A 26,320-nucleotide genomic window follows, 5' to 3' on the forward strand; every position below is an offset into this window, starting at 1 on the left:
CATGCCGTCATTGGCCGCCAATCATGCACAGGAGCGATTTGTCCCGCCTCGAGTGGGGGGCTATGTGGTTCGCGCGCTCTCGGTGCGCCAGTCGGCCCGCTACGCGTTTTGGTTTTCTACCCGTAGGTGTCGCGCGGACCCCTGCCCTTGACCGAGCGTCCTCCGTGGCGCCAGGAGGGTGCGGCCGGTCCAAGGACCCGGATCACGGTGATCACTCCGGGGCCGAGTTCCCTGTCAAAGTGCTTGAGCAGTTCGTGGGAAAGCAACCGCATTTGCGTGGCCCAGGTGGTGGAGTCGCAGCGCACCACCACGGTGGAATCCTCGAACGACTCGGGGATGCAATGCGCAGCAATCTGCGGGCCCACCAGTTCGCTCCAGCGCGAAAGCACCGAGCCCACGGCCACCGGTGCGCTCCAGCCGCGGTCGCGCACGATCTTGCCGAAGAGGTTGCCGATTTCCTGGGGGTCGCGCCCGTCAGAGTATTTCGCCGGCGCGGAACTCGCTCGTCTCTTGGCTTTGCGCGCGGCGGCGTTCTCTTCGAACCTGGCTGCCTTCGCCGCGTCGATCCGGGCCTCGCCCCGACTCAGTGCCGCTTCGCGCATGCGGTTGAGGATGGCGCGGGCGGCGTCCAATGCCTCCGGGGCATGCGGGTCTTTTTCCTCGCTCACGAGTGCACCGCTCCCGGGCTGACCTTCAGGAAGGTGCCGCCGAGCTCCCCCGGGACATCCCCGGCAACCGCGGCGGTGACTATCACCTGGTCCGCGCCGGCAACGATGGACGCCAGGCGGGTGCGCCGGGTGGCATCGAGTTCGGCAAACACATCGTCCAGGATCAGAATCGGGCCAGCCCCGGGCCGAGGGTCGTCCTCGCCCATGACCTTGTACGCGGCAAGCCGCAGCGCCAAGGCCAGCGACCAGGTTTCCCCGTGGCTGGCATAACCCTTGGCGGGGGCGCCTCCCAGGGTCAGCAGGACATCGTCGCGGTGCGGACCCACCAGGGTGATGCCGCGTTCAAGCTCCTTGGCGCGCGTATTCAACAGGGCCGCGAGGAACATCTCTTCGAGTTCCTCCGTGGTGGCGTCCAACAGCGCCGCGGGTGCCACCCGCGATGCTTCCTCCTCGGTCTCCGGCACCCCAGAGGAGGATTCCTCGCCGTCAAAATCGGCCAGGACCGTGCATTGGTAGTAGGCGCGGGCTTCCTTGTTGGCGTCGGCCAGCGATGCGTAGGCAGCACCCATGTAGGGCGAAAGCAGGCGGAGCACCTCGAGCCGCCCGCGCAGCACCCGTGCCCCGGCCCGGGCAAGATGCGTGTCCCAGACATCGAGCGTGGATTCGTGGGCCGTGGAGGGTTTTCCCCCGGCCCGGGCGGATTTCAGCAGGGCATTGCGCTGTTTGAGCACCCGCTCATAGTCCCCGCGGGTCGCCGCCTCGCCAGGACGCAGGGTGACCAGCAGTTCGTCGAGGAAACGGCGTCTATTGGACGGATCCCCCTTGACCAGGGCCAGGTCCTCCGGGGCAAAGAGCACCGTGCGGACGATTCCCAGGATGTCTCGCGCCCGCACCGGGTTGGCGCGGTTGATCCGGGCACGGTTTGCCTTGCCGGCGGTTATTTCCACCTCGATGGTGGTCACCAGCTTGGCGCGCTGGACGCGTGCCCGAACCAAGGCCCGGTCAGTGCCAAAACGCAGAAGTGGCGCATCGTTGGTGACGCGGTGTGAGGAAAGTGTTGCCAGGTAGCCGATGGCTTCGACGATGTTGGTCTTGCCGACGCCGTTGGAACCTACCAGGACATTGGTGCCGGGCCCCAGCTCGACATCGGCTTGCGCATAGGAGCGAAAGTCGGTGAGAGAGACATGTGAGATATACACCTAGACGTCCTGCGGTGGGATCAAGGGGCGGGGTGCCGTCGATCGGGTGATGAAGGCCTGGCGGAAACCGCCAAGAAAAGTCGTGTTCGACCGCTCCGGTTGGAGCGGACGTGGAGCGGTCGAACACGGGGTTGCAACGGGGAAGAAAACCAGGTTTTCCCCCGCTTGCAACCTAATTGGGCAAGTTTGGTAGGCGGACCGGCATGACCAGGTAACGGTACTGGTCGCTGTCCTGTCCATCCAGGGACGACTGCGCTGTCATCATGGCCGGCTTCGGGGCACTGGTGAAGGAAAACCGCACGAACTCGCTGTCGAATGCGTTCAGTCCCTCGCTCAGGTAGGCGGGGTTGAATGCAACGGTGATTTCCTCGCCGTCGATCTGCGCCTCGATGGATTCCTCGGCCTGGGCATCTTCTCCGGTGCCGGCATCGAGGGACAGCTGGCCGCCAGCGAACGATAGCCGGACCGGGGTGTTGCGCTCGGCAACGACCGCCACGCGGCGGACGGCTTCCATGAGGTCCGAGGTGCGCACGGTGGCATGAATCGGCGTGTTTTCGGGGAAGAGGGAGCGGATCTTGGGGTAGTCCCCGTCCACGAGCAACGAGGTTGTCCGGCGGTTTCCGCTTTCAAAACCAATGAGTTCGTTGCCTTCACCCAGGGCGATCTTCAGTTCGCCGGCGGAGCCCAGGGTCTTGGCGACCTCATTCAGGGTCTTGGCCTTGACCAACGCAGAGGTGGAAATACCGGCCTGTGAGGGCTTCCAGTGGACCTCGCGCATGGCCAGGCGGTACCGGTCTGTCGCCAGGAACGTGATCAGGTCGTCTTCGATTTCCATCTTGACGCCGGTGAGGATCGGGAGGGTGTCGTCTTTGGAAGCTGCAACGATGACCTGGTTGATCGCGTGGGCAAAAGCCTCGCCATCGACGACGCCCGTAACCTCTGGAAGCACTGGAAGTTCCGGATACTCGGCCACCGGCATGGTGGCCAGGTGGAATCGGCTTCGTCCGCAGGTGAGAGTGACCTTGGTGCCATCGGTTTCGATGACTGCGGTGGCGTTTGGAAGGCTCCGGCAGATTTCGGCCAACAACTTGCCCGAGACCAGGATGGTTCCCTCGGTTGCGACATCCGCAGCGATTTCGAGGTGTGCGGAAATTTCGTAGTCGAACCCTGCCAGCGAAACAGTGCCGCTGGTCGCGGTGATGAGGATGCCTGAGAGCACCGGTGAGGGCGGTCGCTGAGAGAGTGAACGGGCGGTCCAGGATACGGCTTCGGCCAATACATCCTTTTCAACGCTGAACTTCACGAAGTGGTCCGCCTTTCACGACGAAGTCGACAGTACTTGACTTAAAGCAAGCTTAGCGGCTCGGAAAAAATCCAAAACCAGAACCGATCCTTGGACCGGCGTGCGTTCGCACGCTTGCTTTTGAACCGACTGCAGCTGATGGCAGAACTACGGCACAGCCTTCGAGCATACCGGCTTTTGAGACTCGCAAACGATGGTCATGCCTGTGGCTTGGTGTGAAACGCGATGACTTTAGCCGAAACCGGAAACCTGTGGCTTCTCTGAATCAACGAAAAGAACGGGGGTACGCACTTTCTTGAACAAGCGCGCGGTAGCAAGAGATGCCACTCAATCGAGGCAGCCGATATCACATGTGGTTTTCGGCAACCTAGACCATCTGAAGAACACAAAACGCAGACGGAATGAGCATGAAATTCAGCATCCGAGGTCTTGGTCGGAGTGATACGCGTTTTACGGAGTGCTAGTTAGGATCCAGGTTTCCTCGCCTTGCCCGGGGCGGACTACCCACGAGGCCCTTCTAACGGCGAATCCAGTCCGCCCCGGCGGTGGCGTCCTGAGTGGGATGTTCCATGACGGAGAAGCGCAAGTTCGGGCGTTCATCTTGGGGGGCAACTCGGCTGAAAGTAACCCATGGGAACGAGACAAACGATGGCGATATGGGCCTTTTGGGCCTGGGGACGGAAAAGAGGTCTTGTTATCTGGATGAATAAGAAAGATGGGATTAGTAGTGTTAATAACCCCTGTGGATACTGTGGATAAGTACCCTCGGCCGCGGGAACGCACCAATTATGCATGTGCACAACATGTGATTGGGCGTGACACTGAGTGTCACGCCCCGGTGGATAACTTTCTGCGTAAATTAAGGGATCCACAGCGACCCCTGTAGTTATCCGCAGGTAATCGCCGTAGTCCACTTAACTATCCACAGGTTTATCCACACCTGTGGTTATTGGGGTAAAGGAGCCCTTAGCCCTCTCGCTGACGTTGCTTGATCCGGTTGGTCAGTTCGGTGACCTGGTTGAAGATTGCCCGACGCTCGGCCATGAGTTCGCGAATTTTTCGGTCCGCGTGAATCACCGTGGTGTGGTCACGGCCGCCAAGTTCTTGGCCGATCTTTGGCAAGGACATATCGGTGAGTTCCCGCAGCAGGTACATGGCGATTTGCCGTGCTGTCACCAAAGTCCTGGTTCTGGATTTGCTGTTGAGTTCTTCAATTGTGAGATTGAAGTACTCGGCAGTTTGGGCAACGATCGTGGCCGGGGTGATTTCCTGCGCACCCTCGTCGGTGATCAAATCCTTCAGGACTGTCTCGGCAAGGCTCATGTCAACGGTTTGGTTGTTGAGTGAGGCGAAGGCCGTCACGCGGATCAACGCACCCTCAAGCTCGCGGATGTTCGTGGAGATCTTGGAAGCGATGTACTCCATGACCTCGTCGGGTGCGGAGAGATTCTCGGCAGTGGCCTTCTTACGCAGAATGGCAATACGGGTTTCGAGTTCTGGAGGCTGGATATCGGTGAGCAAGCCCCATTCGAATCGTGAACGCATCCGATCCTCGAAGCCGGACAGCTGCTTTGGCGGCAGATCAGAGGTAATCACGACCTGCTTGTTGTGATTGTGTAGCGCGTTGAACGTGTGGAAGAACTCTTCCTGGGTGGCGTCCTTGTTGGCCAAGAACTGGATGTCGTCGATGAGCAGGATGTCGACATTCCGGTAGGTCTGTTTGAAGCTGGCGCCTTCGTCGTCCCGGATGGAGTTGATGAAGTCGTTGGTGAATTCCTCGGAATTTACGTAGCGGACGCGTATCCCGTTATAGAGATGCCGGGCATAGTGACCGATGGCATGGAGCAAGTGGGTCTTGCCCAAACCGGAATCGCCGTAGATGAACAGGGGGTTATACGCCTTGGCAGGGGCCTCTGCGACCGCCACCGCAGCGGCGTGGGCGAACCGGTTCGAGGAACCGATGACAAATGTGTCGAAGATGTATTTGGGGTTCAGCCGGCCAAATTCCTGGGAATTGGACGGTGGCGATGGCTGCGGGAGGACATCGCTGATGCGCGCCTTGGGAACCGGGGGCAACTCGACGGGGGGAACCGGCGCCTCCTCGGGGACCAGGTCCGAGTCGATGCTGAACGCACAGCGGATATCTGACTGGAAAACCAGCTTTAGAGACTGTTCCAGGGGATCCTTGAGCTGTGTTTGGAGAACGTCACGAGTCAACTCGTTGGGTACCGCCAGCAACAGGGTTGTCCCGATCAGACCTTGGGGCTGAGCCAAGGCGGCAAATGCACGCTGCATGGGAGTCACGCGGTCGTCTTGTTCGACATGGCGAACTACCTGGCGCCAGGCACTGCCGACACTATTGGTCTCGTCTGTGCTCACAGTTAGGCCCCTTCGTTTTATTACATCGACCAAGCGGGCGACGAATGGGGCCGGCAACGACCGGACCCCAACGGAATGATTCTAGCCGTCATCCACAGCGTTATGCACAGACGGTGGATAACTTGAGGTGGATATCTCCCGGGGGCTTGCAAATCTGCGTGTTAGCAAGTAAAAATTGACGACTAGGACCATGGTGTCAGACCCGATATTCGCTAGTTTTAAGCGTTTATCCACCGGGCTATCCACAATTAACATCACATCACGCACAGTGGTCCTTGCCGGGCCATGGTCGGTTCAATTTGACGTACCCTCACTTCCACCCCTATCGTTGTGTAGTCCTATGTGTGCACTTTTGGCACTGTGAGGTGCCTTCGAAAGTCTTCGGATTATCGAAAGCTCGGAGCAGTCCACGAGGGCCACCTGAATACGAGCGTCGGCCTGTTCTTCCCTACTTATTAGCAACGGGCAAGGCGCATCACATGATCGTCTTGGAGTTACTACCGTGAGCAAGCGGACTTTTCAGCCGAATAACCGTCGTCGTGCCAAGAAGCACGGTTTCCGACTTCGTATGCGTACCCGTGCAGGCCGTGCCATCTTGGCAACCCGCCGTGGCAAGGGTCGCGTCGAACTTTCTGCATAACCATTAAGCACTACTGTCCTGAAATAGCGCAGGTTTTCGTGGATTCTTTGTTTTACAGACTCGACGCGTGACGTCGTGTTGCCAAAGAATCAGCGATTGCGCCTTTCGAAGGACTTTACAGCCACTGTACGTTCCGGCGCCCGAACTGGGCGCCGGAACGTAGTGCTATATGCACGGGTTCGCTCTGAAGAACCCCAGGGCAATAACCGTTTTGGTTTCATCGTTTCCAAGGCCGTTGGCAATGCCGTGCACCGCAATCTCGTCAAACGAAGAATGCGTGCATTGGCTCAGCAGTTCGCTGCGGATGCCACCGGCCTCGACGTCGTGCTCCGGGCATTGCCTGGTTCCGCCGACATCGAATGGGACGAGCTAGGCCAGCAAGTCCGTTCGGGGCTTGAATCGGTTGTCCGTAAGGCGGGTGCTAAGCATGAAAAAGGATCGTAGGCCCAGAACCGGGCTCATCTGGTTCCTTATAGATATCCCGAGAAATCTCATCATCGGGTTTCTCATGGTGTATCGCAAGATCATTTCGCCTGTCTACGGCGACGTCTGTCGTTACTTTCCCAGCTGTTCGGCCTACGGCCTTGAAGCAGTCACGGTACATGGCACCATCAAAGGCATCGGATTAACCATCTGGCGTGTCTTAAGATGTAATCCTTTTAGCCATGGCGGGATCGATTACGTTCCCGAAGGCCGGCGAATTTGGCCAGAAGGCAAGACCCCCAAGATCATGGTGATGAATCATCCTCCGATTCCCGCCGACGAAGACGCCGCAGATGCGGCCTGAGGAGCATGACCGGTAATGACAAATTTCTTTGACCTGCTGCTGAGCCCGTTTCGGTATGTAGTTTCGTGGATCCTCTGGGCCTTCCACGAATTGTTCACGCTCATAGGACTTGATCCCAACTCGGGGTGGACGTGGGCGCTGTCCATCATCTTCCTGGTGCTCTTGATCCGTACGGCCTTGATCCCGGTCTTCGTCAAGCAGATCAAGGCACAGCGCGCCATGCAGGCCCTGCAGCCGGACCTGCGCAAGCTTCAGGCCAAGTACAAGGGCAAGAAAGACCAGCTTTCGCAGCAGGCCATGATTGCAGAGCAGCGTCAGCTCTTCAAGAAACACAAGACGAACCCGTTGTCGTCCTGCCTGCCGATGCTCGTGCAGATGCCGTTCTTCTTCGCACTGTTTACGGTTTTGAACAACGCTTCCAAGGCCAGCGCGAGCAATTCGGCCGTTGGCGCGCTTTCGGCAGAACACATCAAAAGCTTTGACGCATCGTCCATCTTTGGCGCACGCCTTTCCGACACCTTCCTGAACACCTTGAATTCCGGGGCTCCGAGCGCCGCGGTGATCATTGTTGCCATCATCATGATTCTTGCCATGACGGCTTCGCAGTTCATTACGCAGAAGCAGATCATGTCCAAGAACATGACGAAGGAAGCCCTCGAGGGTCCCTTCATGCAGCAGCAGAAAATCATGCTCTACATCCTTCCGTTGGTCTTCGGTATTGGTGGCATCAACTTCCCGATCGGTGTCTTGATTTACTGGACCGCCACGAACCTTTGGACCTTGGGCCAGCAGTACTACGTCATTCGCAACAACCCGACTCCGGGTTCCCAGGCAGAACGCGAACTCAATGAGCGCCGTGCAGCCAAGGGCCTGCCTCCGATTGGCCAGAAGAAGGCAGAAGCGGAAGCCGCGGCGGTTGTAGTTGAAGAGCCAAAGGTGCAGCGTGTCCAGCCCCAGCGCAAGAACAGGAAGAAGAAGTAGCCATGAGCAATGTTGAGGAAAGCGAAGCTGCCGAGACCGTAAGCCCGGTGGAGGAGGACGATGTTCGCGACGAAGCCAGGAACATCGAGGAAGAAGGCGACATCGCTGCCGACTACCTCGAAGAACTGCTGGATATTGCCGACCTCGATGGCGACATTGACATTGAAGTTCGTGGTGGACGGACCTACATCTCTATCGCAGGAGAGCCGGAAGACGAAAAGTCGCTGCGTCGCCTTATCGGTTCCAATGGGGAAGTCTTGGACTCCTTGCAGGAACTCACGCGACTGGCTGTCCTGACGGCGACAGGCAACCGTTCGCGTCTCGTTCTGGATATCACTGGCTACCGCCAAGGTCGTGCCGGCGACCTCAAGCGCATTGCCGAAGAAGCTGTGGCCAAGGTGGGGACGAGCGGCGGAAGCGTAGCGCTCGAGCCCATGAGCGCCTACGAACGCAAGCTTGTACACGATTGTGTGGCCGCTCTGGGCATGCAGAGCGAGTCCGAGGGCGAGGGTCCCGGTCGCCACATCGTTGTCTCTCCCGCAGACGCCTGAGCCTGGAACCAAGGAACAACACTTTATGAGCAACGAAGTAGAACTTACCGCCGAAGAGAGCCAGGCGGCCCGAACCGTGTTCGGTGACCGCTTGGGGCTTGCAGAGCGCTACGTTCAGCATTTGGCCACATCCGGTATGGAGCGCGGCCTGCTGGGTCCCCGTGAAGTCCCACGTTTGTGGTCCCGGCATGTCTTGAACTGTGCCGTCGTTGCCAACCTGATTGACCAGGGTGCTCATGTGGCCGACGTTGGCAGCGGGGCAGGGCTACCGGGTCTGACCCTGGCACTGGCCCGGGCCGACCTTGAGTTGACCTTGATCGAGCCATTGGAGCGTCGGTGTATTTGGTTGCACGAAGTCGTTGAGGATCTCGGGCTCGAGAACGTTACGGTGATGCGTGGACGGGCCGAGCAAGTGATTGAAAGTGTGAACGCCGACTTCGCGACAGCCCGCGCAGTCTCGGCCCTTACCAACCTCGCTGGCCTCACGATCCCTCTGCTTCATGGCAAAGGTACCGTCCTCGCCATCAAGGGGCGTTCAGCCGCTGAGGAAGTCGAGAAAGCAGCGAAGATGATCCGTCGTCTCGGCGGTAAAAAGACTGAGGTCGTGACCGTGGGAGAAGATATTCTTCGCGAACCGACGACCGTGGTGCGTATCAACGTAGGCTAGCGCTTTAGCGATAGGCTGTATCAGGTGGTTCGATGCCACCGGTAGAGATAGTAGAAAGAACTGTTTTGAAGCGTAGCGTCAACAAGATTCCACCGTTTGCAGCGCTTTTTGCTAGCTTTGGTTCGTCGAACACTCAAGAGCAACCTAAAACAATTGATTTAACCGAGCCCGACTATGTTTCACGTGAAACAATCTTTACCACTGCAACGATTCTCGACGAGAACGAAGCAGTGGAATTGACGGATTCCGATGGAGAGGACCCAGTGGTGGCGAAGGAACCTGCGATGGCACGAAACGTTTTCGATACCACTGACGACAGTTCTCCACTTGCAAGCCAGCTTGCTAGCGAACACAAAAGGCGGGAAAAGCTCAGCGGCCGGAAACTGCCGAAGCCGGATACCACGCGCTACATGACTGTCAGCAACCAAAAGGGTGGCGTCGGCAAGACAACCACCACCGTGAACATTGCTGCAGCGTTGGCCATTGCGGGCCTGAATGTTCTTGTGATCGATATCGATCCACAGGGCAATGCTTCGACCGCGTTGGGCATCGAGCATCACGCTGATGTCGACAGCATTTACGATGTGCTCATCAACGATCTTCCGCTAGCCGACGTCGTGGCCATTTGTCCTGACATCGATAACCTGACGGTAGCTCCTGCAACCATCCATTTGGCTGGTGCGGAGATCGAGTTGGTATCACTGGTTGCCCGCGAGCAACGGCTTCGTCGCGCATTGGAGCAGTACGCTCAGTATCGCGATCAGCATGGATTGGACCGCTTGGACTATGTATTCATTGATTGCCCGCCAAGCCTGGGCCTGTTGACTGTTAACGCGTTTGTTGCCGCACGCGAAGTCCTAATTCCCATTCAGTGCGAGTACTACGCACTTGAAGGCCTTAGCCAGCTCCTAAAGAACATCGAAATGATCCAGAAGCATCTCAACTCGGATCTCACCGTCTCGACGATTCTCTTGACTATGTACGATGGCAGGACAAACCTCGCAGCGCAGGTTGCTAGCGAAGTTCGGGAGCACTTCCCAAACCAGGTGTTGCAGGCCTTGATCCCGCGGAGCGTCCGCATATCCGAAGCTCCCAGCTACCAGCAAACGGTCATCACATATGACTCGAGTTCGACGGGGGCGCTTTCCTATTTGGAAGCAGCTGCGGAGATCGCTGAGCGCGGCACCAAGTAAATTTGCCGATGTCGGCCCGGATTCCTGCCGCGCCCGCGAAATGGCGTCGAATCTGTTCAAGCTATCGGATAAGTGCCTTTTTCGGTTGTTTTTTACTGTTATTTTCTAGAACGCGTTTCTGCGGCGGGTAGATGCATGCCCCGGGGTCGGGTAGGGTGCAAATGACCGCTTTGGACGTCCGCGGGGCACACCCGTGAGCCGCGTCCTCAACAATCAATCACCACCCAGTAGAATTGCCTTGGGTTCAAATTGCAACGGTGTCGAAAGGGAGTAACTTCCAATGTCGGAAAAGCGACGTGGTTTAGGACGAGGCCTTGGTGCCTTGATTTCGAGCAGCCCTGTCGCGGAAACCGAGGAGGATGCTCCGAAGAATGTTTCACGTGGAACATCGAAGCCGGCAACCGCCAGCTCTGCGAAGAGCCCGGAACGGACCGCTGCCAAAGCCAAGCCCGCCGTGGGCGCGGTAAATGGCAAAAAAGCGCGGCCGGTCGATATGTTCTTCGTGCCGGGTAAGACCGAGGAAGAAGTCGCCGCGGAGAATTCCAAATCGATTTCAGCTCCCTCTGCAGCGGCCAAAAAGCGTAGGGCCCAGATGCCCGGTCTCATTGCTTCCTCGGGACGCGCGGGGGAGCTGGACGCCAACGACGTCGATGCCAGCAGTCTCGTTGAGGTTCCTGGTGCCAGCTTTGCGGAGCTCTCCGTCGATCAGATCCACCCGAACCGGAAGCAACCGCGTTCGTACTTCGACGAAGAACATATGGACGAATTGGTCCATTCCATTCGCGAAGTGGGTTTGCTTCAGCCGATTGTTGTTCGTCCTTCACGGGAGAATGACAAAGAACCCTACGAGATCGTCATGGGTGAACGACGCTGGCGTGCAACGCAGGCAGCAGGTCTGACAACAATTCCGGCAATCGTCCGGGAAACGCAAGATGATGATCTACTCCGGGATGCACTACTGGAGAACCTCCATCGTTCGCAGCTTAACCCTCTCGAAGAGGCCGCCGCATACCAGCAACTCCTGAGTGAATTTGATTGCACACAGGAAGTGCTGTCAGAACGAATCGGGCGTTCACGATCTCAGATCTCGAACACCATCCGTCTGATGAAATTACCTGCCCTCGTGCAACGTAGAGTGGCTGCCGGAGTTATATCAGCGGGACACGCCCGTGCACTGCTGGGACTGGTTGACGCTGCAGCGATCGAGCAGCTGGCCCAGCGGATCGTCAATGAGGGCATGTCCGTCCGGGCCACCGAAGAAGCCGTAGCCATGAGTGACGGACAGGAAAAGCCTCGAAAGAGCGCAACGCCGAAGCTGACCCCGCGCCATGAGCGCTTGGATTTCCTGGCAACCTCGCTCTCCGATCGACTGGATACAAGCGTGAAGATCTCGTTGGGTGCTCGCAAGGGGCGGGTAAGCATCGAATTTGCCAGTGTCGACGACCTGAACCGCATCATGAGCGTGTTGTCTCCGGAATCCCAAGTGGAGTAAGTAGCAAGACTTGCGAAGTTGGAGTGTTTCACGTGAAACACTCCAACTTTCGTTTAAGGAAGTATTGCCCCCAGATGATGATCACGCCGGAAATCCATGAAACCACTCCGCACGAGACCGCTCAGAAGCCGCTGATGAGCTCCACGAGCCCTAACGGCGACACGAACCGCCCACCTTGCGATGCGGGCCTCATAGGGCGTCTCTGGGCCGCAGAGGGCGTTGGGGGGCAAGCCGCGTGGATCGTCGACCGACATCCGCAACATCGGATCCTTTAGCAGTCATGAGATGAACCTGAACCAAAGTAATGCTGCATGGGCTGGACGACGATCTATTTTCTGCTGTTCTGGATTGCATCCGACTCGGTACTTCGCCCGCCGGAAATGAGCAAGCATTCGTTCAACCGGGAGCTGCGTGAGAGAGGCCAGCGTTCAGATGTGTATCCGCGGTTTGGGCCTTCAGATATTGCGACTGGGGGCCAACACGTTCTTCGGGGGAGACGTGGCCACCGAACTTCCTATCTATTCCAGCTCCTCCTTGGTCTGCTCCCGGATGCTGCATGTTCGGGGCTCAACCCAAATCGTTATGCGGATGATCATCTTTACAAGAACGCCGAAGCCAAGTCGCTGGTGTAAGTCCTTCTGCTGATGATGCGTGTAGGTCAGCACAGCGGCGACACGTGAGCTCCGGAAGCTCGCCGAGAAGGGCGCTGGAGAGGCCATAGACCAGCCACAAACCAATCACCACCATGTATGCCGCATACTGTTCAGGCGAGTATTCGACGCTGTGGGGACCACCCATTATTGCCGTTGGGGGCCACTAATATCGCCGTTGGGGACCGGCACCTCCCCGGGTGGGAGCCACTGGTCCCCAACGGGTTCCACCTGTTTCTGAACAGCGCCGATCATCTCTAGTAACGCGTATCCTCCTGCTCAGATCCGGATGGTGTTGTAGGTAGCCCGGTCGATGACCACGTGGACGACGGAGCCGAGCCGCCGGTCCTTCTACGGACCCTGCGTGCAGAACACCGGCAGGGCCGGGCCGCTGCGGCGTTCCCTGGGCGCGAGCTGCCTGCGGAAACGCTTCGCGGTCGGTTCCCCAAACAACAGCTCCTCTATCGCAGGCAGGATGCAGCCCGCCGTGCACTTCCCGTGCTTCGCAGCGTCCGGCAGCCTGGAGGGGCACCCAGTCCAGATCGGACCGGCTCCCGCCGCGGCGCCCACCACCACCCCGCCGGCAAAGCGGTTCCCGACAATGCCACCGGTGGCTCCCACGGAGAATATTCGCGTTTTCCCGCATGGTCCCCACGCGCAATATTGGTGGGTCCCATACGAGCAAATATTCATCAGGAACATCGTGGCACTCATGAAGGCTACAGGTGGATTCCAAGAACAATTTTCTGACCTTTCCGGGGTCGTCTCCAACGTCTATTTTGTTGGATCCTGGATAGGCAAATTTTGCTTCAAAGATGCTGACACGAGCTTCCTGAGTATTCGACGTTTTGGGGACCCCCATTATTGACGTTGGGGGCAAGTGCCTCCCCGGGAGGAAGCCAGCGGCCTCCAACGGGCCTATCCATTCCGGAACGGCGCCGATCGTCTCGCGCATGTTGTAGCTTCCGGTCTCGATCCTGATGGTGTTCTGCAGGATCCGGTCTATGATCGCGTCGTCGTGAGCGCAAGACCCGAGTCACTGGTGCCAGTCCGCGCCCCTGCGCGGTCGCGCAGCTGTTCACTGTTCCTTCCACGATGTGTCCTTCACCTGGTCTTGGGAGGCAATTCATGGCTCTCAAGATCGTTATCAGTGGCTCTGAAGGAAAATATTTGCGTTTTGGTGAGATGGCTCTGAAAGACAATTTCGGTTGCTCTCAAAGAGTCAAATATTCACGAATTCCAAGAATCCGTGGCCACCTGAAAAGTCCGTTGCCCACGGCAGAGAACGATGGGGGAGCCATGCAAATGACGATGTTTCACGTGAAACAACCCGGCTGATATCGACCCTCGACGGTATCGAGATTATCGGTGATGATTAGCCATTTCCCAACACATATTGATGATGGACCAGTGAGCCCGCTTGGATAAGCGCCAAAAAATCCTGTCGAACTCTTCTTGTATCCGCCGGACATTCCACATGAAGACAGCCAGCGGATCACTGCCACATTGACGACGTAGATTTCTTGACCAGCATAATGCCGTCGATTTTCATGGATATGCTTGCGGCCCATTGGAAGGCATTGTGATTGCAGCCATCGGTCGTATTCCGGCCTGGCATCTTTCAGTAGTTGCATCCACGGGACGTTCCCGACTCCGCATCGTTGAGAAGCAAAAGACAGGCCTCGGGTAAGACGGTCATAGATGCGCGGACAGACGGGCCGAGTCCTGTTGAAAGGCTCCTATGACCATCGCAGGGAAAATGCGGCATGCCCAGCGATTGGTACCAAGAGATCGGCCGGGGGAGCAGGTTTGAGCAAGCGGTCGGGATCCTGGGCATAATCCAGGACCGGCGAGGGTTTCGGTGGTGGACCGCCCGCAGTGGTTGCCTCGACCAACTGGCCCGGGTGGGCTTCGGCCGCCAGGTTGTTCTGCGGATGTGGTCGATGCTTGCATGGCTGGGTGCGGTTTCGCCAATCGTGCAAGGTGGCTACTGTCCAAGGTGCCACCTTCATAGACAGCCAAGGAAATTGCTGCCAGTTCCGGCGTGGTTTCGGGTGTCCCACACAGCAGAATGGCGGCGGCGGACAGAGCCTCGATTCCTGAGGGGATGCGTTAATTGCGCCCGTGTGGTTTGAGGGTGCTGGCTCCGGCGATAGCTGTTAGCCCGCCGTCCTGCGACGATGGCGCCCAGGCTGTTGATGGCACGTTGGTGCCGAGCGATTACGGTTCCGTCCACCGTGGTGATGATCAATGCAATTGCGTAGTGCCTGGCCGGTGCGCCACAGTAACCTTCGCGGCGGCGAATTCCGGCGGCACCTGATAGTAGTTCCCGCACCTGGTAACCAACGCCCAGCGGCTGGCGATGCGCTCCTCGCTGAGGATCACCGGGTACGGGACTGCCAATGTTCCCAAGCTCTCATTGGTTGCCATGGCCTGCTCGAAGAAGGCTTCGTGCTGCACGGTCGGCCACCGGCGTTGAGCTGCAGTGTGGTCGTTCTTCTTCACTACGCCGATACGATGCCCCGAATACGCTGGACGCACGGCCACCTTCGCCCCGTAGCGCCTGGGCGAGGCCGCGAGATGAATTTTAAGCCGGCCATTAAAGCGCTAAGAATCAGGCCACTTGGGCTCGATTTCCTGCCATGTTGGCATTTGGCCTATTTCATGAGGGCGTTCTTGACCCGGTAGGACTCTCCGCGGAACTGCAGGAGCATTCCGTGGTGCACCAACCGGTTGATGACGGCCGCGGCTATGTTTTCATTGCCGAACACCGATCCACCGATCCAAATTTGTGGTGATGATCAGGCTGCGCTTTTCATACCCGTCCGCGATCACCTGGAAGTGCAGCCTGGCCCGTTCGGTATCGATCGGGAGGTATCCCAGCTCGTCGATCAATGTGGAGATCCGCATAGATCGACTTATACCGAGGCTGGGAATATGCCAATATCCTAGGCGCGGAGCAGTCCAGTTACGTGTCGATGGCGGGCCTCTTGTTCGCTGCGATAGATGTCGTAGCGGCATAGTTGCATGCCCTTCAGGGAGTCCATGAGGCTGTCCGGTGCCTGGCATCGTCCTGGCCGCGAAGCAATTGATGTGGTCAGGGCGAAAGCGCGTTCCTTGATGGTCATGTTGCCGTACATGTACGCGCGACCGAGCCATAACGCCCTGACCGTGCAATCGACCCCTGCATGCAGGAGTGCCATCGCCGTGGTGTGGCGCAGGGTGATCTTCTTGGTCTGCAGCGTCTTGCACGTCAATGCGGCCGTGGCGTGGTGCTTGGCCAATCGTTGTTCAACGGCATCGCGGCTCAAGCGCCTCCCCGTGCGCGTGGAGAACAACGGATCACCGGGCCGTTGCGATCGGCCATCCCTTCGCGCAGGACCAATGCCGTGGGATGGCTCAAGGGAACGGCGCAATCCTTGAGTTTCTTGCCGCGGCATTGGACGTGGATTCCGGTGCCCGTGCCGATGTTACCGCCGTTGAGGCTTGTCAGTTCGGAGATGCGCAGTCCTGTTTGGATGACCAGTATCAGCAATGCGTGGTCTCGTCGGCCTTCCCAGCGTGAGCGGTCCGTTGCCGCGATGAGCGCCCCGACTTCTGCCGGCGTGAGGTGGGAGACCGTGGCCTTGTCGAATCGTTTCGAAGGTATCGCCAGGACACCGGAGATCAGCGCGGCGTGCTTCGGGTGACGCAAAGAGGCATCGGCGAACAGGGGCCGAATGGCACCCAATCGCTGGAGGAACTCAAACAACAGCCGGAAGGTGTCGCGGTAGCAAGCCCTAGCGTGTGAACTTGCCTGGCCCTGCCTGGCCATCCGGTCGGTGAAGAACACCTGTACGGTCGGTGCGATCGGGTTCATGGTTGGTCTCCTTTGCTGGAGGGGGCATCCCCGAGGCGGCCGGCGGCAAGGGCCAACAGCGCGGGGCTGCCGAGAGGTACCAGTAGATGAACCCCGCGTCCCGGTGCCCGAGGTATGCCGAGAGATGCGGCGTCCGGGCAGGCACGTTGGCTCCCTGCCGGTACCACCTCACCAAGGTGTTCAGCGAGAACGTGTGCCTCAGGTCGTGAAGCCTGGGGCTGTGTGGCGCGCCGGCTCCCACGCCGGCCTTCGCGCATAGGTCCCGGAAGGACCCGCCGACCACGGTACAGATCAGCCGCTTTCTGGTGACGGTCACGAACGCGTTGGTCTGGCGCCGGGGCTGCACCGCACCCGCAGTTTTGTATAGGCGCCCAAGGCCTCCATGGCCCCATCCTGCAAGGGTACGAGACGGGTCTTTCCGAACTTCGATTCCCGGATCAGCAACGGACAACCACCCGGTCAGCGTTTTGTATGTTGCCGTCGGCAGCCGCGAATCCAGTGCCAGGCGAGACTGGGCCATCAGCCCCGCGACGTCCCGGGCCGAGTAGATGTAGGGAGGATGCCAACGTCCTCGATGCGGCAGCAGCCCGACGGGAGGGACCTCCGTGCGGGGCATACGGTCGATGCGCAACGCCTTGCCGGGGACCAGGAGTTCCCGGAAGGCCAGTCCAGATCGTCCTATTGCAGGCGTACGACCTCGATTGACTGCAACCCCCACCGGGTCAGCAACAGTAAGATCGCAAGGTCCCGCGTGGCCGATGCCCGGGTTCCGTCGCAGAAACCCACCAACTTCTCCACCTCGGATGCTGCGAGAGAATCGGGCTGGCCGGCGTCCCTCCATCCGGCGACCGACGGCACCGATATCGCCAGGTCCAGCTCTGTCACGTGGCGCAAATGGATGTAGCGCAACAGCGAACGAAGTTCGGCCACGTGTCCGCGCGCGGAACCCAAACTCACCCGCCCGCTCTCGAGCAGCATGAACGCTGCCACGTCCGACCCGCGCAGGACGGACGGATCCCGCATGTCCGAACGCTCACCGTCCGTTATGTCGAGGAACCGCCGCGCCAAATTGACGTATCGAAGAATGGTCATTTTCGCGAGATCACACTCATCAGTCAGCCACTGCCGGTAGCCCCGGAAGAAGACTTGCAGGGCGGTTGGCGGCTTCACGAGTGCGGCCGGAAGCACGCCCTGCTCGCGCAGGAAAGCCATCAGCAACGTGAAAACGCTCCGGTCCTTTTTCTGGCGATACCCGGCATCGTGCCGATACTTAACGAAGGGGCCCACCCTGCTCTCGTTGAAGTCAGAGGCCGTCAATCCCTCCAAGGCAAGCCAGCGACCAACATTGCCAACCACCTTCAACATGCCCCGGGTCGTCCCAGGCGTGTAGCCCAACGACAACAGTCGTGATTCGAACCCCGAGATATTGGGCACCACCAGTCCCGGTTTCCGCCGCCTACCCACCATGATCCTGCCCTCCGTACCGGACACCTTGTTGTTTGGAAAACAGCATCAATCCCACCACGGGACTATGCCGATTGAAGCCAGCGGGATTCCATCCCGTTCCTCAAGTGGGCAACGGCCGAGACCGACGTTCCGTGAAGGGATAGGCATAATCCCGGTCTCGGCATAAGTCGATGACGTTCAACTGGTTCTTGGCCAGTGACTCGAGTTCCTTGTCCAGGCGTTCCTCCTTCTTGGCGCGGCGCAGCATCATCACCAGCGCGGAGGTTGTGAAGAACCTAGCCTAGATGCCTTGCCGGCACGCGGCGGCCACCAGTGCGGTGGCCATATGCGTCTTGCCCCGTGCCCGTAAGGGACCAGGTCTTGGACCCTCTCGATGAAGTCCAGGGTTTCCAGGGGATGGCTTCATTGGTCCTCGGGGAACCTGACGTTGCTGTAGCCGAACCCAGTGAGGGTTTTCACGGCCGGCAGTAGTGCGGCCTTCGGCAGCCGTTGGCGCCGCGATTCGGGCCGGGATTCGTGTTCGGCCACCAACACTCCGTGCAGGTATTCGCGTTGCTTCGGGGCGCCCTTCTCCGCCCATTCGGTCAGCGCGCTGCCGGTCATCGAGGCGTGTTTGCCGGCCCCGAGGAGGTCCTGGACGGTGATCGGGTTCATGCGACTTCTCCGGTGTGTTGTTCAGGATGGTGAAGGTGTCATTGACGCTCAAGTCCAGGTTGGTCGCCGGTGGTTCTGTCGGCCAGGCGGCGGGCTAGCATGCCCAGCATGGCCATGTCCGGTTCGTCCCCACGCGCGACAGGGTGTCGACGGGCTGTATCGCGACGTCGAACCCACTGGTCCCGGACGCGGCATCCACCGCGTTGAACAGCAGCCGTCGAGCGGTGGCGGTGGCCTTATTCAAACAGTCGCGCCGGGTCGGTGACCAGGGTCCGCAACTGGGAATGGGACCAGGGGCCGGGCTTGGTCATCAGCATCGGGACCAGGGACGCGGGGTCGAAGATGGTCTCGGTTTGCTTCCCGAAGACGCGCGAGAAGGTGCGCACCGGTTCGGGATGCTCGTCAAGGATCTGCACCACGTCGTGCCCGAGCACCACGGTGTTTGGGGGAGGGCTGGCGAGATGCGAAGTGGCTGAATAATCTGCTCGGAGTGCATGCGGGATCGTGCTTCGGTACGGTTTCACGTGAAACATTTAGTTCCTGTCGCTTGAGACGGGAATCCGAGACTTGGCAAAGATGTTGAGTGTTTCACGTGAAACACTCCGAAGGCGCGTAAGGGCACCAATCACGATCTGCGGAGCCTAGCGGTCTTTGTTTCACGTGAAACAGTGCCCATACCGCCCATCCTAGGGTCGAATAGTCCAGGATGAAACGGTCGGTATGCTGATTCCTGACCGCAGTAGATCACGGTCGTCGCGAGACTGGGGGAGCGGCGCTCAAGAGCGCGGAAGCCGCGCACGCGCTGCTTTGGGGGAGTGGCGGCGCATGCAAGGCGCCTCGCACGGTAAGCCCTCCATTGTTGCGGTGACCCGCGTGCACCCAACGGATATCGAATTCGAGCTAGCCCACGGCTTCAAGCCTGTCCAGACGGTACTACTGGCATGGTGAACATCTAGGGATGAGGCGCAGGATCGAAGGTCTTTCCCGTGAAAGATCGATGAAGGTAACCCAAGACTGTCCATCTCTTGGTGTGCATGAACCGTCATGGAGATGAGCGACGTGCGGCCCGGGAGCCACTTGTACACGCCCTCTAGCCACACACCAGGGACAGCGGTCGATCATGACAGATGCCTGACGACCAATTGGCATCGGGGTTGGTTCGCGAAGATGCGAATGCGCCGGTCAAGGTCAGCCGTCACCGCCTGATTTCATGTCGGGCGAAAATCGCGGACAGTCGCAATCTGCGCGCACATGACCGGCGACCCTTCAAGGCTCACATGCAAAATCACCCCGCGACATCAACGTCGAGGTGCCGTCGCCCGGGAGAAGCCACATTTGATTGGAACCGAGAACGAATTGCACACGCCGCACCACCCTCCGGATATTCGACGGAACGCGGCGGGTATCTCAGACAGATTTGGTGGCTGCCTGGTGATGATTCATGGACGTCCTGAGCGTTGAGCGAATTGTGTCGACGTTGAACAGGCACGGCGAATGCTCTCCGCCAAGAGGTCTCACGGCTCTCCGCCCAGGAACTTCGAGGAGTTGGGAGCCGATGAGGACCTGACAGCGGCAAGCCTGGAACGGATGCGACCATGGAATTGCATAGTGGGCGGATCGTGCACTCGAGTGCGTCGAACAGCGAGGCATCGTCGGATCCAACACGAACCAAGCCTGCATCCACGGATTCATTGTCGCGCTATGGAAACGGTCTGAGTCAATCCTGAATATGGCGGGGCAGGAAAGCCAATGCCGCGGAGCAGTGTGTGGGTGACGAGCTACAGACCAGCGGTCCGTGAACTTCCCGGACAGTCGGATTAGATCGTGAGTGTTGCCCGAATAGGAGCAAGTGTCTCGGCGCGGGCTGACCGCGTTCCGTCATCGTTGCTGTTCGCCACTGCGCCCTTGCGCTCCAGGCTTGGTGACGGGATGCCTCGCTGGAACCATGTCGTTTCATGGTGAACTCCGGGGGGTCCGAGCTCATGCCAGAACCGATAAACAGCCAGAGTTGCTGTTCGCGAAGCTTGAGGTTGCAAGGAAATGACTGAGGTGTCGGCGAGCCGGGGGGCCTTCCATGGCAGGTGGGTAGGTCCTGGTGAGCTAAGGAAACCAAAACCGGGCATCGATGCCGAGCGGAACAGGATCGACTGCGTTTACTTGATAAACAAACAATTTCAATTGGATATTGAGAGCAGTTGTTCCAGAGCGTATCTATTGCCGTTCTATCGGGAAGCGGACCCGAGGTAGGGCTTAAAAAGCTCGGTGCATCCGCCCCGTAGGGCGGATGCACCGAGCTGATGGATTCGTGGGCGCGTTTTAGAGGTACGCGGCGAATTCCTTTTCCAGGACCGGCTTGGGCTTGGCACCGATGGAGGTCGCGACGTGTTCTCCGCCCTGGAAGACGTAGACGGCGGGGATGCTGGTGATCCCGTACTTGGCGGCGATGGCCGGGTTGTCATCGACGTTGACCTTGACCACGTCGACCTTCTCGGCGTGCTCGGCCGCGATCTGCTCGAGGATCGGGGTCAGCTGGCGGCAGGGGCCGCACCATTCGGCCCAGAAGTCCACGATGACGGGCTTGGCGGCCTCGAGGACATCGGCCTGGAACGTTGCGTCGGTGACGTCTTTGGTCTGGCTCATGGCCTGCACCTTTCGTTAAGGATTTCTTCCCAGTGCTTGGGAAGGGGATCTAGTTGGAGACGGAAACCGCTGCCGGGGTCGCGGCGTTGGAGTGGACATCTGCGAGGTAGTGCTCGACGTCCAGGGCCGCGGCGCAGCCGGAGCCGGCGGCGGTGATGGCCTGGCGGTAAGAGGAATCGATGACGTCTCCTGCGGCGAAGACGCCGGGGAGGCTGGTCTTGGAGGTGCGGCCTTCGACGGCGATGGTTCCTTCGGCCGTGAGGGTCAGGACGTCCTTGACCAGGTCGGTGCGCGGGTCGTTGCCGATGGCCACGAACATGCCGGTGACCGGGACGTCCTGGCGGGCGTCGGTCTTGAGGTTGCGTAGGGTCATGCCGGTGACCTTCTGCTCGCCGGTGATGCCGACGACCTCGGAGTCCCAGATGAATTCGATCTTCGGGTGGGCCAGGGCGCGATCGGCCATGATCTTGGAGGCGCGCAGGGTATCGCGGCGGTGGACCACGGTGACCTTGGAGGCGAACTTGGTCAGGAAGAGTGCTTCTTCCATGGCCGAGTCGCCGCCGCCGATCACGGCGATTTCCTGTTCGCGGAAGAAGAAACCGTCGCAGGTGGCACACCAGGAGACACCGTGTCCGGAAAGGCGCTTCTCGTCGGGCAGGCCGATCTCGCGGTAGGCCGAGCCGGTGGAGAGGATCACGGCGTGGGCGCGGTACACGGTGCCGTCGCCCAGGGTGACGACCTTGATGTCTCCGGCGAGTTCGACGGCGGTGACGTCGTCGAAGAGGATCTCGGCGCCGAAGCGCTCGGCTTGCTTCTGCATGTTGTCCATGAGGTCCGGGCCCATGATGCCCTCGGGGAAGCCGGGGAAGTTTTCCACGTCGGTGGTGTTCATGAGCTCGCCGCCGGCGGTCACCGAGCCGGCGATGACCAGGGGCTGCAGGTTCGCACGTGCCGTGTAGACGGCCGCGGTGTAGCCGGCGGGGCCCGAACCGATGATGATGACGTTGCGGATGGCGTCTTGTGCTTCTGTGGCCACGGGTCGGTGAACCTTTCATGAGTGCGGCCTGGTTCAAACACGCCGCGGGTAAGGGGGACTGTCCTGCATAACAGCCAATGCAGTGTTGGTATTCCCGGCCGGGTGGGGCTAGGAGACGCGGAACTCGCCGATTTGCAGGCCGTACGGGCGGGAGGCGTTGCCGCCCGAGGCACGGCGCGGCAGTTCGGTGACGTTAAGGAACACGTATTGCCCCTTGGCAGCTGCACCGTTCTCCTCGCTGACCGGGACGCTTACAGTCGGTCCGGTGAAGGAACCGCTGGAAACCATCTTGGCATCGGAAAGGTCGTCCGTTTCACCGACACGGATTTCGAAGGATCCACCGGTGCCGTTCAGACCCTCAAGCTGGATTTCCGTGATGTCGGAAACTTCTTCCAGCTCCGCGATGAGCACCATGTTCGATGCAAGTCCGCCGAACTGGGGGGAAGTGTAGGAGTATGACCTGTAGAGGCTTGCCGGGTTGCCGTCGATCGCCTTGGAAAGGGTGCTGTCCGTCTCCGCGTTGAGGTCCTGGTTGCCAGGCACCATGCGGGAGAGGTCGGCGACCACGGGCTCGACAGGGGCGGCGCTCGGCGATTCCGAGGCCGACTCGCTGCCGCCGCTGGTATCGGGGGCACTTTGCGTGGGGGAGTCGCTGGCCACGGGTTCCGGGGCGCGGCCGCCCAATGCGTTGAAGGCGAAGACGACGGCCAAGACCAACACTGCGCACAGCAACGCACCCACGAGCAGGCGCGTGGTCTTCTTTCGGCCTTCACCCGCTTCCTCGTCCTCGTCCTCGTAGTCCTCTTGCAGCGGCTCCGAGTACGACTGGGCTGCGACAGGGAAGCTGGAGGCCACGCGCTGGCCCGATTCGTCGACGGTGATGCCCCGGGACTTCTGCGCCGCTGCAAGGGCGGCAGCGGACGTCACGACTGGTTCCTCGGTGTGGTCAGTGGTTTCCATCCGAGTGACCTTGGGAGCGGGCTGGGCGACGGGCGGTGCCGTGGGCGCCGGGGGAGTGGTGGGGGTGGCCTGCGTCGCGGCAGGGGTTTCGCGGGGAGCGGGGGCCGGGGAGGAAGCCACCGGGGCAGGCGCGGATGGAGAGGACGCCGAAACGGCAGGAGCCTGCTCCGTGCTCGAACCCACCGATGCCGCGGGCAGAACCGGCGGGACCGACGGCGGGGTCTGCTTGCCGCGGCCGAAGCGGCCCTTGATGCTGTTTAGTTTCTCGTTGAGGCTGATTTCCGGCAGCCGGTCGAGCATGGATGGACGCTGCTCTTCCTGGGTGCGCTGGTCCTCGTAGTATTCGGCGTCGTCTTCGTAGCGTGCCGGCTCCTTTGAGCGGGTCACGCCGAAGATCTCGGTCCCCAGGGTGTCGGTGTAGAACGGCTCGACGTAGGGGGCATCGACCTGGACCACCAGGTCCAGGAGGTCTGCGGGCTCCGCAAGGTTTGTCACCAGGTAGGTGTTGCCCTCGGAAATTCCCAGGTCCAGGACCTGGACCGCGGCATAGCGTTCGCCGGTGGCAATTTCGCGCGCGCTCGTGGCCAGCTGCGAGGCATTGGCCGTTGAACCGACAAGGATGCTGACAGGCCGGTTGAGCACCTGATCGATGCCACTGAGGACCTGGTCTCCGTCGGCTGAGGTCAAGACCAATTCGGTGACCTGGTAGCGGCCGCCAAGCATGGCGCCGGCGTCGATGGGCTGCGACACGATTCCCTCCCGGGATTACTTTGCGTTGCCGGCACCCTCGTGGGTGCCCCGTTCCATGTTACCGGGATGGGGACGGGATTTCTCGAAGTCCCGGGCCGAAGCCGGGGGCGCGCCGGGTCTCCCGAACCCGTCCGTTGCTCCGATTACCGCCGCAGTGCAGGGATTCGGCGGGCCAGCGGACCCAGGAAGTCATCCAGCTCCTCCGAGCGCATCAGGCGCAGCAAAATGATGTAGACCAGGGCCATGACGGACCCGACGACGACAATCGAGACGACCGCGGCACCGATGGAACTCCAAGCGAATCCCCAGTCGTAGCCGCCCAGCAGCCACAGCACCCCTGCCCCCACGGCTCCGGAAATGGTGGCCATCATGCCGATGCGGATATACGCGGTCGCGACCCTGGCACTGCCGTAGTCGCCATAGCGGCGGACGATCAGGAAGTGCGCGATCACTGCGGAGAGCACATTGGTGGCACCGTAGATCAGCGCCACCGCCCGGGCGATGTCCGTTGTAGGCAGGACCTGCACCGCGACGAAGGCCAATGCGACGGTGAGGCTGGCGACGACGGTCTGGATCAGCATGGGGGTCTTGGTGTCTTCCTCGGCGAAGAAGACACGGATCATGAAGAAGTGAATGGACTTGAATGGCAGCCCGAGCGTCGTGAGAAGCAACAACTGGCCGATGGCGGCGCCCTGCAACATCGCGGTGGAGGAGCTGCCGGCAAACAGTCGGCCCAACGGCCCGGCGAGCACGATGAAGGCCACCGAGGCGAAGACGATCGGAACCGCGCTGGTGCGCAGCCCGCGGGAAAGCAGTGGCGCTATGTCCTCGCGGCGTTTCTCATGGAAGGCCTTGGTGAACTCGTTGAAGAGCATTGTGGCCAAGGTGAGGGCAAAGATGGAGTGTGGCAGCACGGTGATCAGCTGGGAGGTGTTCAAGGCGTATTCGCCCGGGACCGTTGCCCCGCCGTCGGGCAGCAGCAGACGTGCCGGAGCCGCTGCCGAGACGAACTTCGAGTTGATCAGTGAGGCGATGTTGCCCACCATCATCGACCCCAGCGTCCAGGCGGCCAGCTTGCCCACGTGCCGCAGGCCCATGCCGCGCCAGGAGAAATCCGGGCGCAGGTTCAGGCCGACTCGGCGCAAGGGCCAGAACAGGGCCAGTGCCTGGACCGCGATGCCCAGGGTTGCGCCGCCTGCCAGCAGGACGGTCTGCTCGGAGGTCCAGGCGGCCAGCTGGTCGCCGCCGCCGGAATAGGCGCCGAAGAGGATGATGAAGGTTCCGATGGTGCAGATCTGCACCAGGTTGTTGGCCACCGGTGCCCACATATAGGCACCGAACCGGCTGTGGGCGTTGAGCACCTGGCCGATCACCGCATAGACGCCGTAGAAGAAGATCTGTGGCAGACACCAATACGCAAACGTGGTTCCCATGGCTATCATCGCCGGGGTCCAGTCCAGGGTCAGCACCTTGATCAGCGGTCCCGCCATGGAAACCAGCAGCACCGTGGCAAGGCCCATCACCACGATCGTGAGGGTCACGAGCTTGGAGGTGTACGCGGATCCGCGGTCGGACGCCTTCGAAGCCTTGATGAGCTGGGGAACCAGCACCACGTTGAAGATGCCGCCGGCCAGCAGCATGAAGATGATCGTCGGAATGACGTTCGCCTTCTCGAAGATGTCGGCCATCGTTGTGCTCGAGCCGATGGCAACGGCCAGCAGCGCGGTGCGGATGAAGCCGAGTACGCGGGAGACCATGGTGCCCGACGCCATCAGCGCGTAGGCCTTGGACTGGCTGTGTGATTGCTTGGCCGGGGTCTGTGGAGGCGTGCTGGGACGCGCGGGGTGTTTAGATACCTGGGACATAGTTGGGGAGCACTTCACGCGCAAGATCGGCGATGCGCCGCTCATTGGGGAAGGACAGGCGCTTGCCGAGATCAAGCAGCGGGACCCACGCCACGTCCACGGCTTCGTGGTCCGGGTCGTTTTCGATGGTCAGTTCGCCGCCCGTTGCACGCAAGAGGAAATGGTGCACGGTCTTGTGGACGCGGTAGTTGGTGACGGTAAACCAGTAGTCGACCGAACCCAGCGGGGCAAGGATGTCGCCGGCGATGCCGGTTTCTTCCTCGATTTCGCGGACGGCTGCTTCTTCGTTGGTTTCGGCGCCCTCGGGGTGGCCCTTGGGCAGGCACCATTCAAGGCGTCCGCCGCGGTTGTACCTGGCGATAATGGCCACCGGCAGGCTGGGAAGCGACGTGTCGATGACAACGCCGCCGGCCGAGATTTCCTCCACGGTGGGCAACGGGTGGTGTCCGGTGCTCACCTGCGCCTGCGCATGCGCCATTGACGCAGTCAACGGCGTGCGCTTCGGGGCGCTGGGAACTGGATGAGCCATGGAAACCACTCTATCGGTTTTGCGTCACTTCGTGGCTTGCCCCGCCCGCT

The 26,320-nt window shown here is 60.2% G+C and carries 27 protein-coding genes; 9 read left to right on the forward strand and 18 right to left on the reverse strand.

Annotated elements, in window-relative coordinates; all coding sequences use genetic code 11:
• Nucleotides 1-116: 116 nt before the first annotated feature.
• From ACIPUB_RS14150 to dnaA, 4 genes are all read right to left on the reverse strand, one after another.
• A complete protein-coding gene (locus ACIPUB_RS14150; protein ID WP_407607950.1) occupies nucleotides 117-668 on the reverse strand; it encodes a DUF721 domain-containing protein in 552 nt (183 codons plus the stop codon).
• On the reverse strand, nucleotides 665-1,867 hold the full coding sequence (recF, locus tag ACIPUB_RS14155; protein WP_407607951.1) for a DNA replication/repair protein RecF: 1,203 nt from the start codon (nucleotides 1,865-1,867) through the stop codon (nucleotides 665-667). The genes ACIPUB_RS14150 and recF overlap by 4 nt, the downstream gene beginning before the upstream one ends.
• Before the next feature lie 172 nt (nucleotides 1,868-2,039).
• On the reverse strand, nucleotides 2,040-3,170 hold the full coding sequence (dnaN, locus tag ACIPUB_RS14160; RefSeq protein WP_407607952.1) for a DNA polymerase III subunit beta: 1,131 nt from the start codon (nucleotides 3,168-3,170) through the stop codon (nucleotides 2,040-2,042).
• A 966-nt stretch (nucleotides 3,171-4,136) separates the two neighbouring features.
• The gene (gene dnaA, locus ACIPUB_RS14165; RefSeq protein WP_407607982.1) at nucleotides 4,137-5,549 is read right to left on the reverse strand and encodes a chromosomal replication initiator protein DnaA; all 1,413 of its coding nucleotides are present in this window, start codon (nucleotides 5,547-5,549) and stop codon (nucleotides 4,137-4,139) included.
• Nucleotides 5,550-6,051: 502 nt separating this feature from the next.
• Between dnaA and rpmH the strand changes: the two genes are divergently transcribed.
• The 9 genes from rpmH (at nucleotide 6,052) to ACIPUB_RS14210 (ending at nucleotide 13,848) form a co-directional block, all read left to right on the forward strand.
• Entirely contained in the window at nucleotides 6,052-6,189 is a 138-nt protein-coding gene (gene rpmH / locus ACIPUB_RS14170) for a 50S ribosomal protein L34 (protein WP_217390880.1), read from the forward strand.
• Nucleotides 6,190-6,264: 75 nt separating this feature from the next.
• Complete coding sequence (gene rnpA / locus ACIPUB_RS14175) at nucleotides 6,265-6,633, forward strand: ribonuclease P protein component (RefSeq protein ID WP_407607953.1); 369 nt, start codon at nucleotides 6,265-6,267, stop codon at nucleotides 6,631-6,633.
• On the forward strand, nucleotides 6,617-6,976 hold the full coding sequence (gene yidD, locus ACIPUB_RS14180; protein WP_264271051.1) for a membrane protein insertion efficiency factor YidD: 360 nt from the start codon (nucleotides 6,617-6,619) through the stop codon (nucleotides 6,974-6,976). The genes rnpA and yidD overlap by 17 nt, the downstream gene beginning before the upstream one ends.
• Nucleotides 6,977-6,991: 15 nt before the next feature.
• Nucleotides 6,992-7,957, forward strand: a complete 966-nt coding sequence (yidC, locus tag ACIPUB_RS14185; protein WP_407607954.1) for a membrane protein insertase YidC — start codon at nucleotides 6,992-6,994, stop codon at nucleotides 7,955-7,957.
• A 2-nt stretch (nucleotides 7,958-7,959) separates the two neighbouring features.
• The gene (locus ACIPUB_RS14190; protein ID WP_407607955.1) at nucleotides 7,960-8,508 is read left to right on the forward strand and encodes a protein jag; all 549 of its coding nucleotides are present in this window, start codon (nucleotides 7,960-7,962) and stop codon (nucleotides 8,506-8,508) included.
• A gap of 25 nt (nucleotides 8,509-8,533) precedes the next feature.
• Nucleotides 8,534-9,175, forward strand: coding sequence for a 16S rRNA (guanine(527)-N(7))-methyltransferase RsmG (rsmG, locus tag ACIPUB_RS14195; protein ID WP_264271054.1), 642 nt, complete (start codon nucleotides 8,534-8,536; stop codon nucleotides 9,173-9,175).
• Between the two features lie 65 nt (nucleotides 9,176-9,240).
• A complete protein-coding gene (locus ACIPUB_RS14200) occupies nucleotides 9,241-10,368 on the forward strand; it encodes a ParA family protein (protein WP_407607956.1) in 1,128 nt (375 codons plus the stop codon).
• A gap of 280 nt (nucleotides 10,369-10,648) precedes the next feature.
• Entirely contained in the window at nucleotides 10,649-11,860 is a 1,212-nt protein-coding gene (locus tag ACIPUB_RS14205) for a ParB/RepB/Spo0J family partition protein (protein WP_407607957.1), read from the forward strand.
• Between the two features lie 1,778 nt (nucleotides 11,861-13,638).
• Nucleotides 13,639-13,848 (forward strand): hypothetical protein, encoded by a 210-nt coding sequence (locus ACIPUB_RS14210; protein WP_407607958.1) that lies wholly within the window; start codon nucleotides 13,639-13,641, stop codon nucleotides 13,846-13,848.
• On the opposite strand, the gene ACIPUB_RS14215 is transcribed toward ACIPUB_RS14210, so the two are convergent.
• The 14 genes from ACIPUB_RS14215 to ACIPUB_RS14280 all read right to left on the reverse strand — a co-directional run bounded on the left by ACIPUB_RS14215 (nucleotide 13,827) and on the right by ACIPUB_RS14280 (nucleotide 26,270).
• A complete protein-coding gene (locus tag ACIPUB_RS14215; RefSeq protein WP_407607959.1) occupies nucleotides 13,827-14,144 on the reverse strand; it encodes a hypothetical protein in 318 nt (105 codons plus the stop codon). The two genes, ACIPUB_RS14210 and ACIPUB_RS14215, sit on opposite strands and share 22 nt — an antisense overlap.
• Before the next feature lie 613 nt (nucleotides 14,145-14,757).
• Nucleotides 14,758-15,015, reverse strand: a complete 258-nt coding sequence (locus ACIPUB_RS14220; protein WP_407607960.1) for a hypothetical protein — start codon at nucleotides 15,013-15,015, stop codon at nucleotides 14,758-14,760.
• Between the two features lie 152 nt (nucleotides 15,016-15,167).
• Nucleotides 15,168-15,281 carry an ATP-binding protein gene (locus tag ACIPUB_RS14225; protein WP_407607961.1) on the reverse strand — a complete coding sequence of 38 codons (114 nt, stop codon included), beginning with the start codon at nucleotides 15,279-15,281 and terminating at the stop codon, nucleotides 15,168-15,170.
• Complete coding sequence (locus ACIPUB_RS14230) at nucleotides 15,268-15,420, reverse strand: ATP-binding protein (protein ID WP_407607962.1); 153 nt, start codon at nucleotides 15,418-15,420, stop codon at nucleotides 15,268-15,270. The genes ACIPUB_RS14225 and ACIPUB_RS14230 overlap by 14 nt, the downstream gene beginning before the upstream one ends.
• Before the next feature lie 38 nt (nucleotides 15,421-15,458).
• The gene (locus ACIPUB_RS14235) at nucleotides 15,459-15,821 is read right to left on the reverse strand and encodes a hypothetical protein (RefSeq protein WP_407607963.1); all 363 of its coding nucleotides are present in this window, start codon (nucleotides 15,819-15,821) and stop codon (nucleotides 15,459-15,461) included.
• Entirely contained in the window at nucleotides 15,818-16,369 is a 552-nt protein-coding gene (locus ACIPUB_RS14240) for a tyrosine-type recombinase/integrase (RefSeq protein WP_407607964.1), read from the reverse strand. The genes ACIPUB_RS14235 and ACIPUB_RS14240 overlap by 4 nt, the downstream gene beginning before the upstream one ends.
• 678 nt (nucleotides 16,370-17,047) lie before the next feature.
• A complete protein-coding gene (locus ACIPUB_RS14245; protein ID WP_407607965.1) occupies nucleotides 17,048-17,734 on the reverse strand; it encodes a hypothetical protein in 687 nt (228 codons plus the stop codon).
• Between the two features lie 504 nt (nucleotides 17,735-18,238).
• Complete coding sequence (locus ACIPUB_RS14250) at nucleotides 18,239-18,490, reverse strand: hypothetical protein (protein WP_407607966.1); 252 nt, start codon at nucleotides 18,488-18,490, stop codon at nucleotides 18,239-18,241.
• Between the two features lie 236 nt (nucleotides 18,491-18,726).
• Nucleotides 18,727-19,014: a hypothetical protein gene (locus ACIPUB_RS14255; protein ID WP_407607967.1), complete on the reverse strand. Its 288-nt coding sequence runs from the start codon at nucleotides 19,012-19,014 to the stop codon at nucleotides 18,727-18,729.
• Between the two features lie 1,792 nt (nucleotides 19,015-20,806).
• Complete coding sequence (gene trxA, locus ACIPUB_RS14260) at nucleotides 20,807-21,130, reverse strand: thioredoxin (protein WP_264271063.1); 324 nt, start codon at nucleotides 21,128-21,130, stop codon at nucleotides 20,807-20,809.
• Between the two features lie 49 nt (nucleotides 21,131-21,179).
• Nucleotides 21,180-22,166 (reverse strand): thioredoxin-disulfide reductase, encoded by a 987-nt coding sequence (gene trxB, locus ACIPUB_RS14265; protein ID WP_407607968.1) that lies wholly within the window; start codon nucleotides 22,164-22,166, stop codon nucleotides 21,180-21,182.
• A gap of 108 nt (nucleotides 22,167-22,274) precedes the next feature.
• Complete coding sequence (locus ACIPUB_RS14270; protein ID WP_407607969.1) at nucleotides 22,275-23,876, reverse strand: hypothetical protein; 1,602 nt, start codon at nucleotides 23,874-23,876, stop codon at nucleotides 22,275-22,277.
• A 143-nt stretch (nucleotides 23,877-24,019) separates the two neighbouring features.
• Entirely contained in the window at nucleotides 24,020-25,741 is a 1,722-nt protein-coding gene (murJ, locus tag ACIPUB_RS14275; protein WP_407607970.1) for a murein biosynthesis integral membrane protein MurJ, read from the reverse strand.
• Nucleotides 25,725-26,270, reverse strand: a complete 546-nt coding sequence (locus ACIPUB_RS14280) for an NUDIX hydrolase (protein WP_407607971.1) — start codon at nucleotides 26,268-26,270, stop codon at nucleotides 25,725-25,727. Before ACIPUB_RS14280 ends, murJ begins: the two co-directional genes overlap by 17 nt.
• Nucleotides 26,271-26,320 lie beyond the last annotated feature (50 nt).

The sequence above is a fragment of the Paeniglutamicibacter sp. ORCA_105 genome (genome assembly GCF_045798545.1).
Lineage (GTDB): Bacteria > Actinomycetota > Actinomycetes > Actinomycetales > Micrococcaceae > Paeniglutamicibacter > Paeniglutamicibacter sulfureus.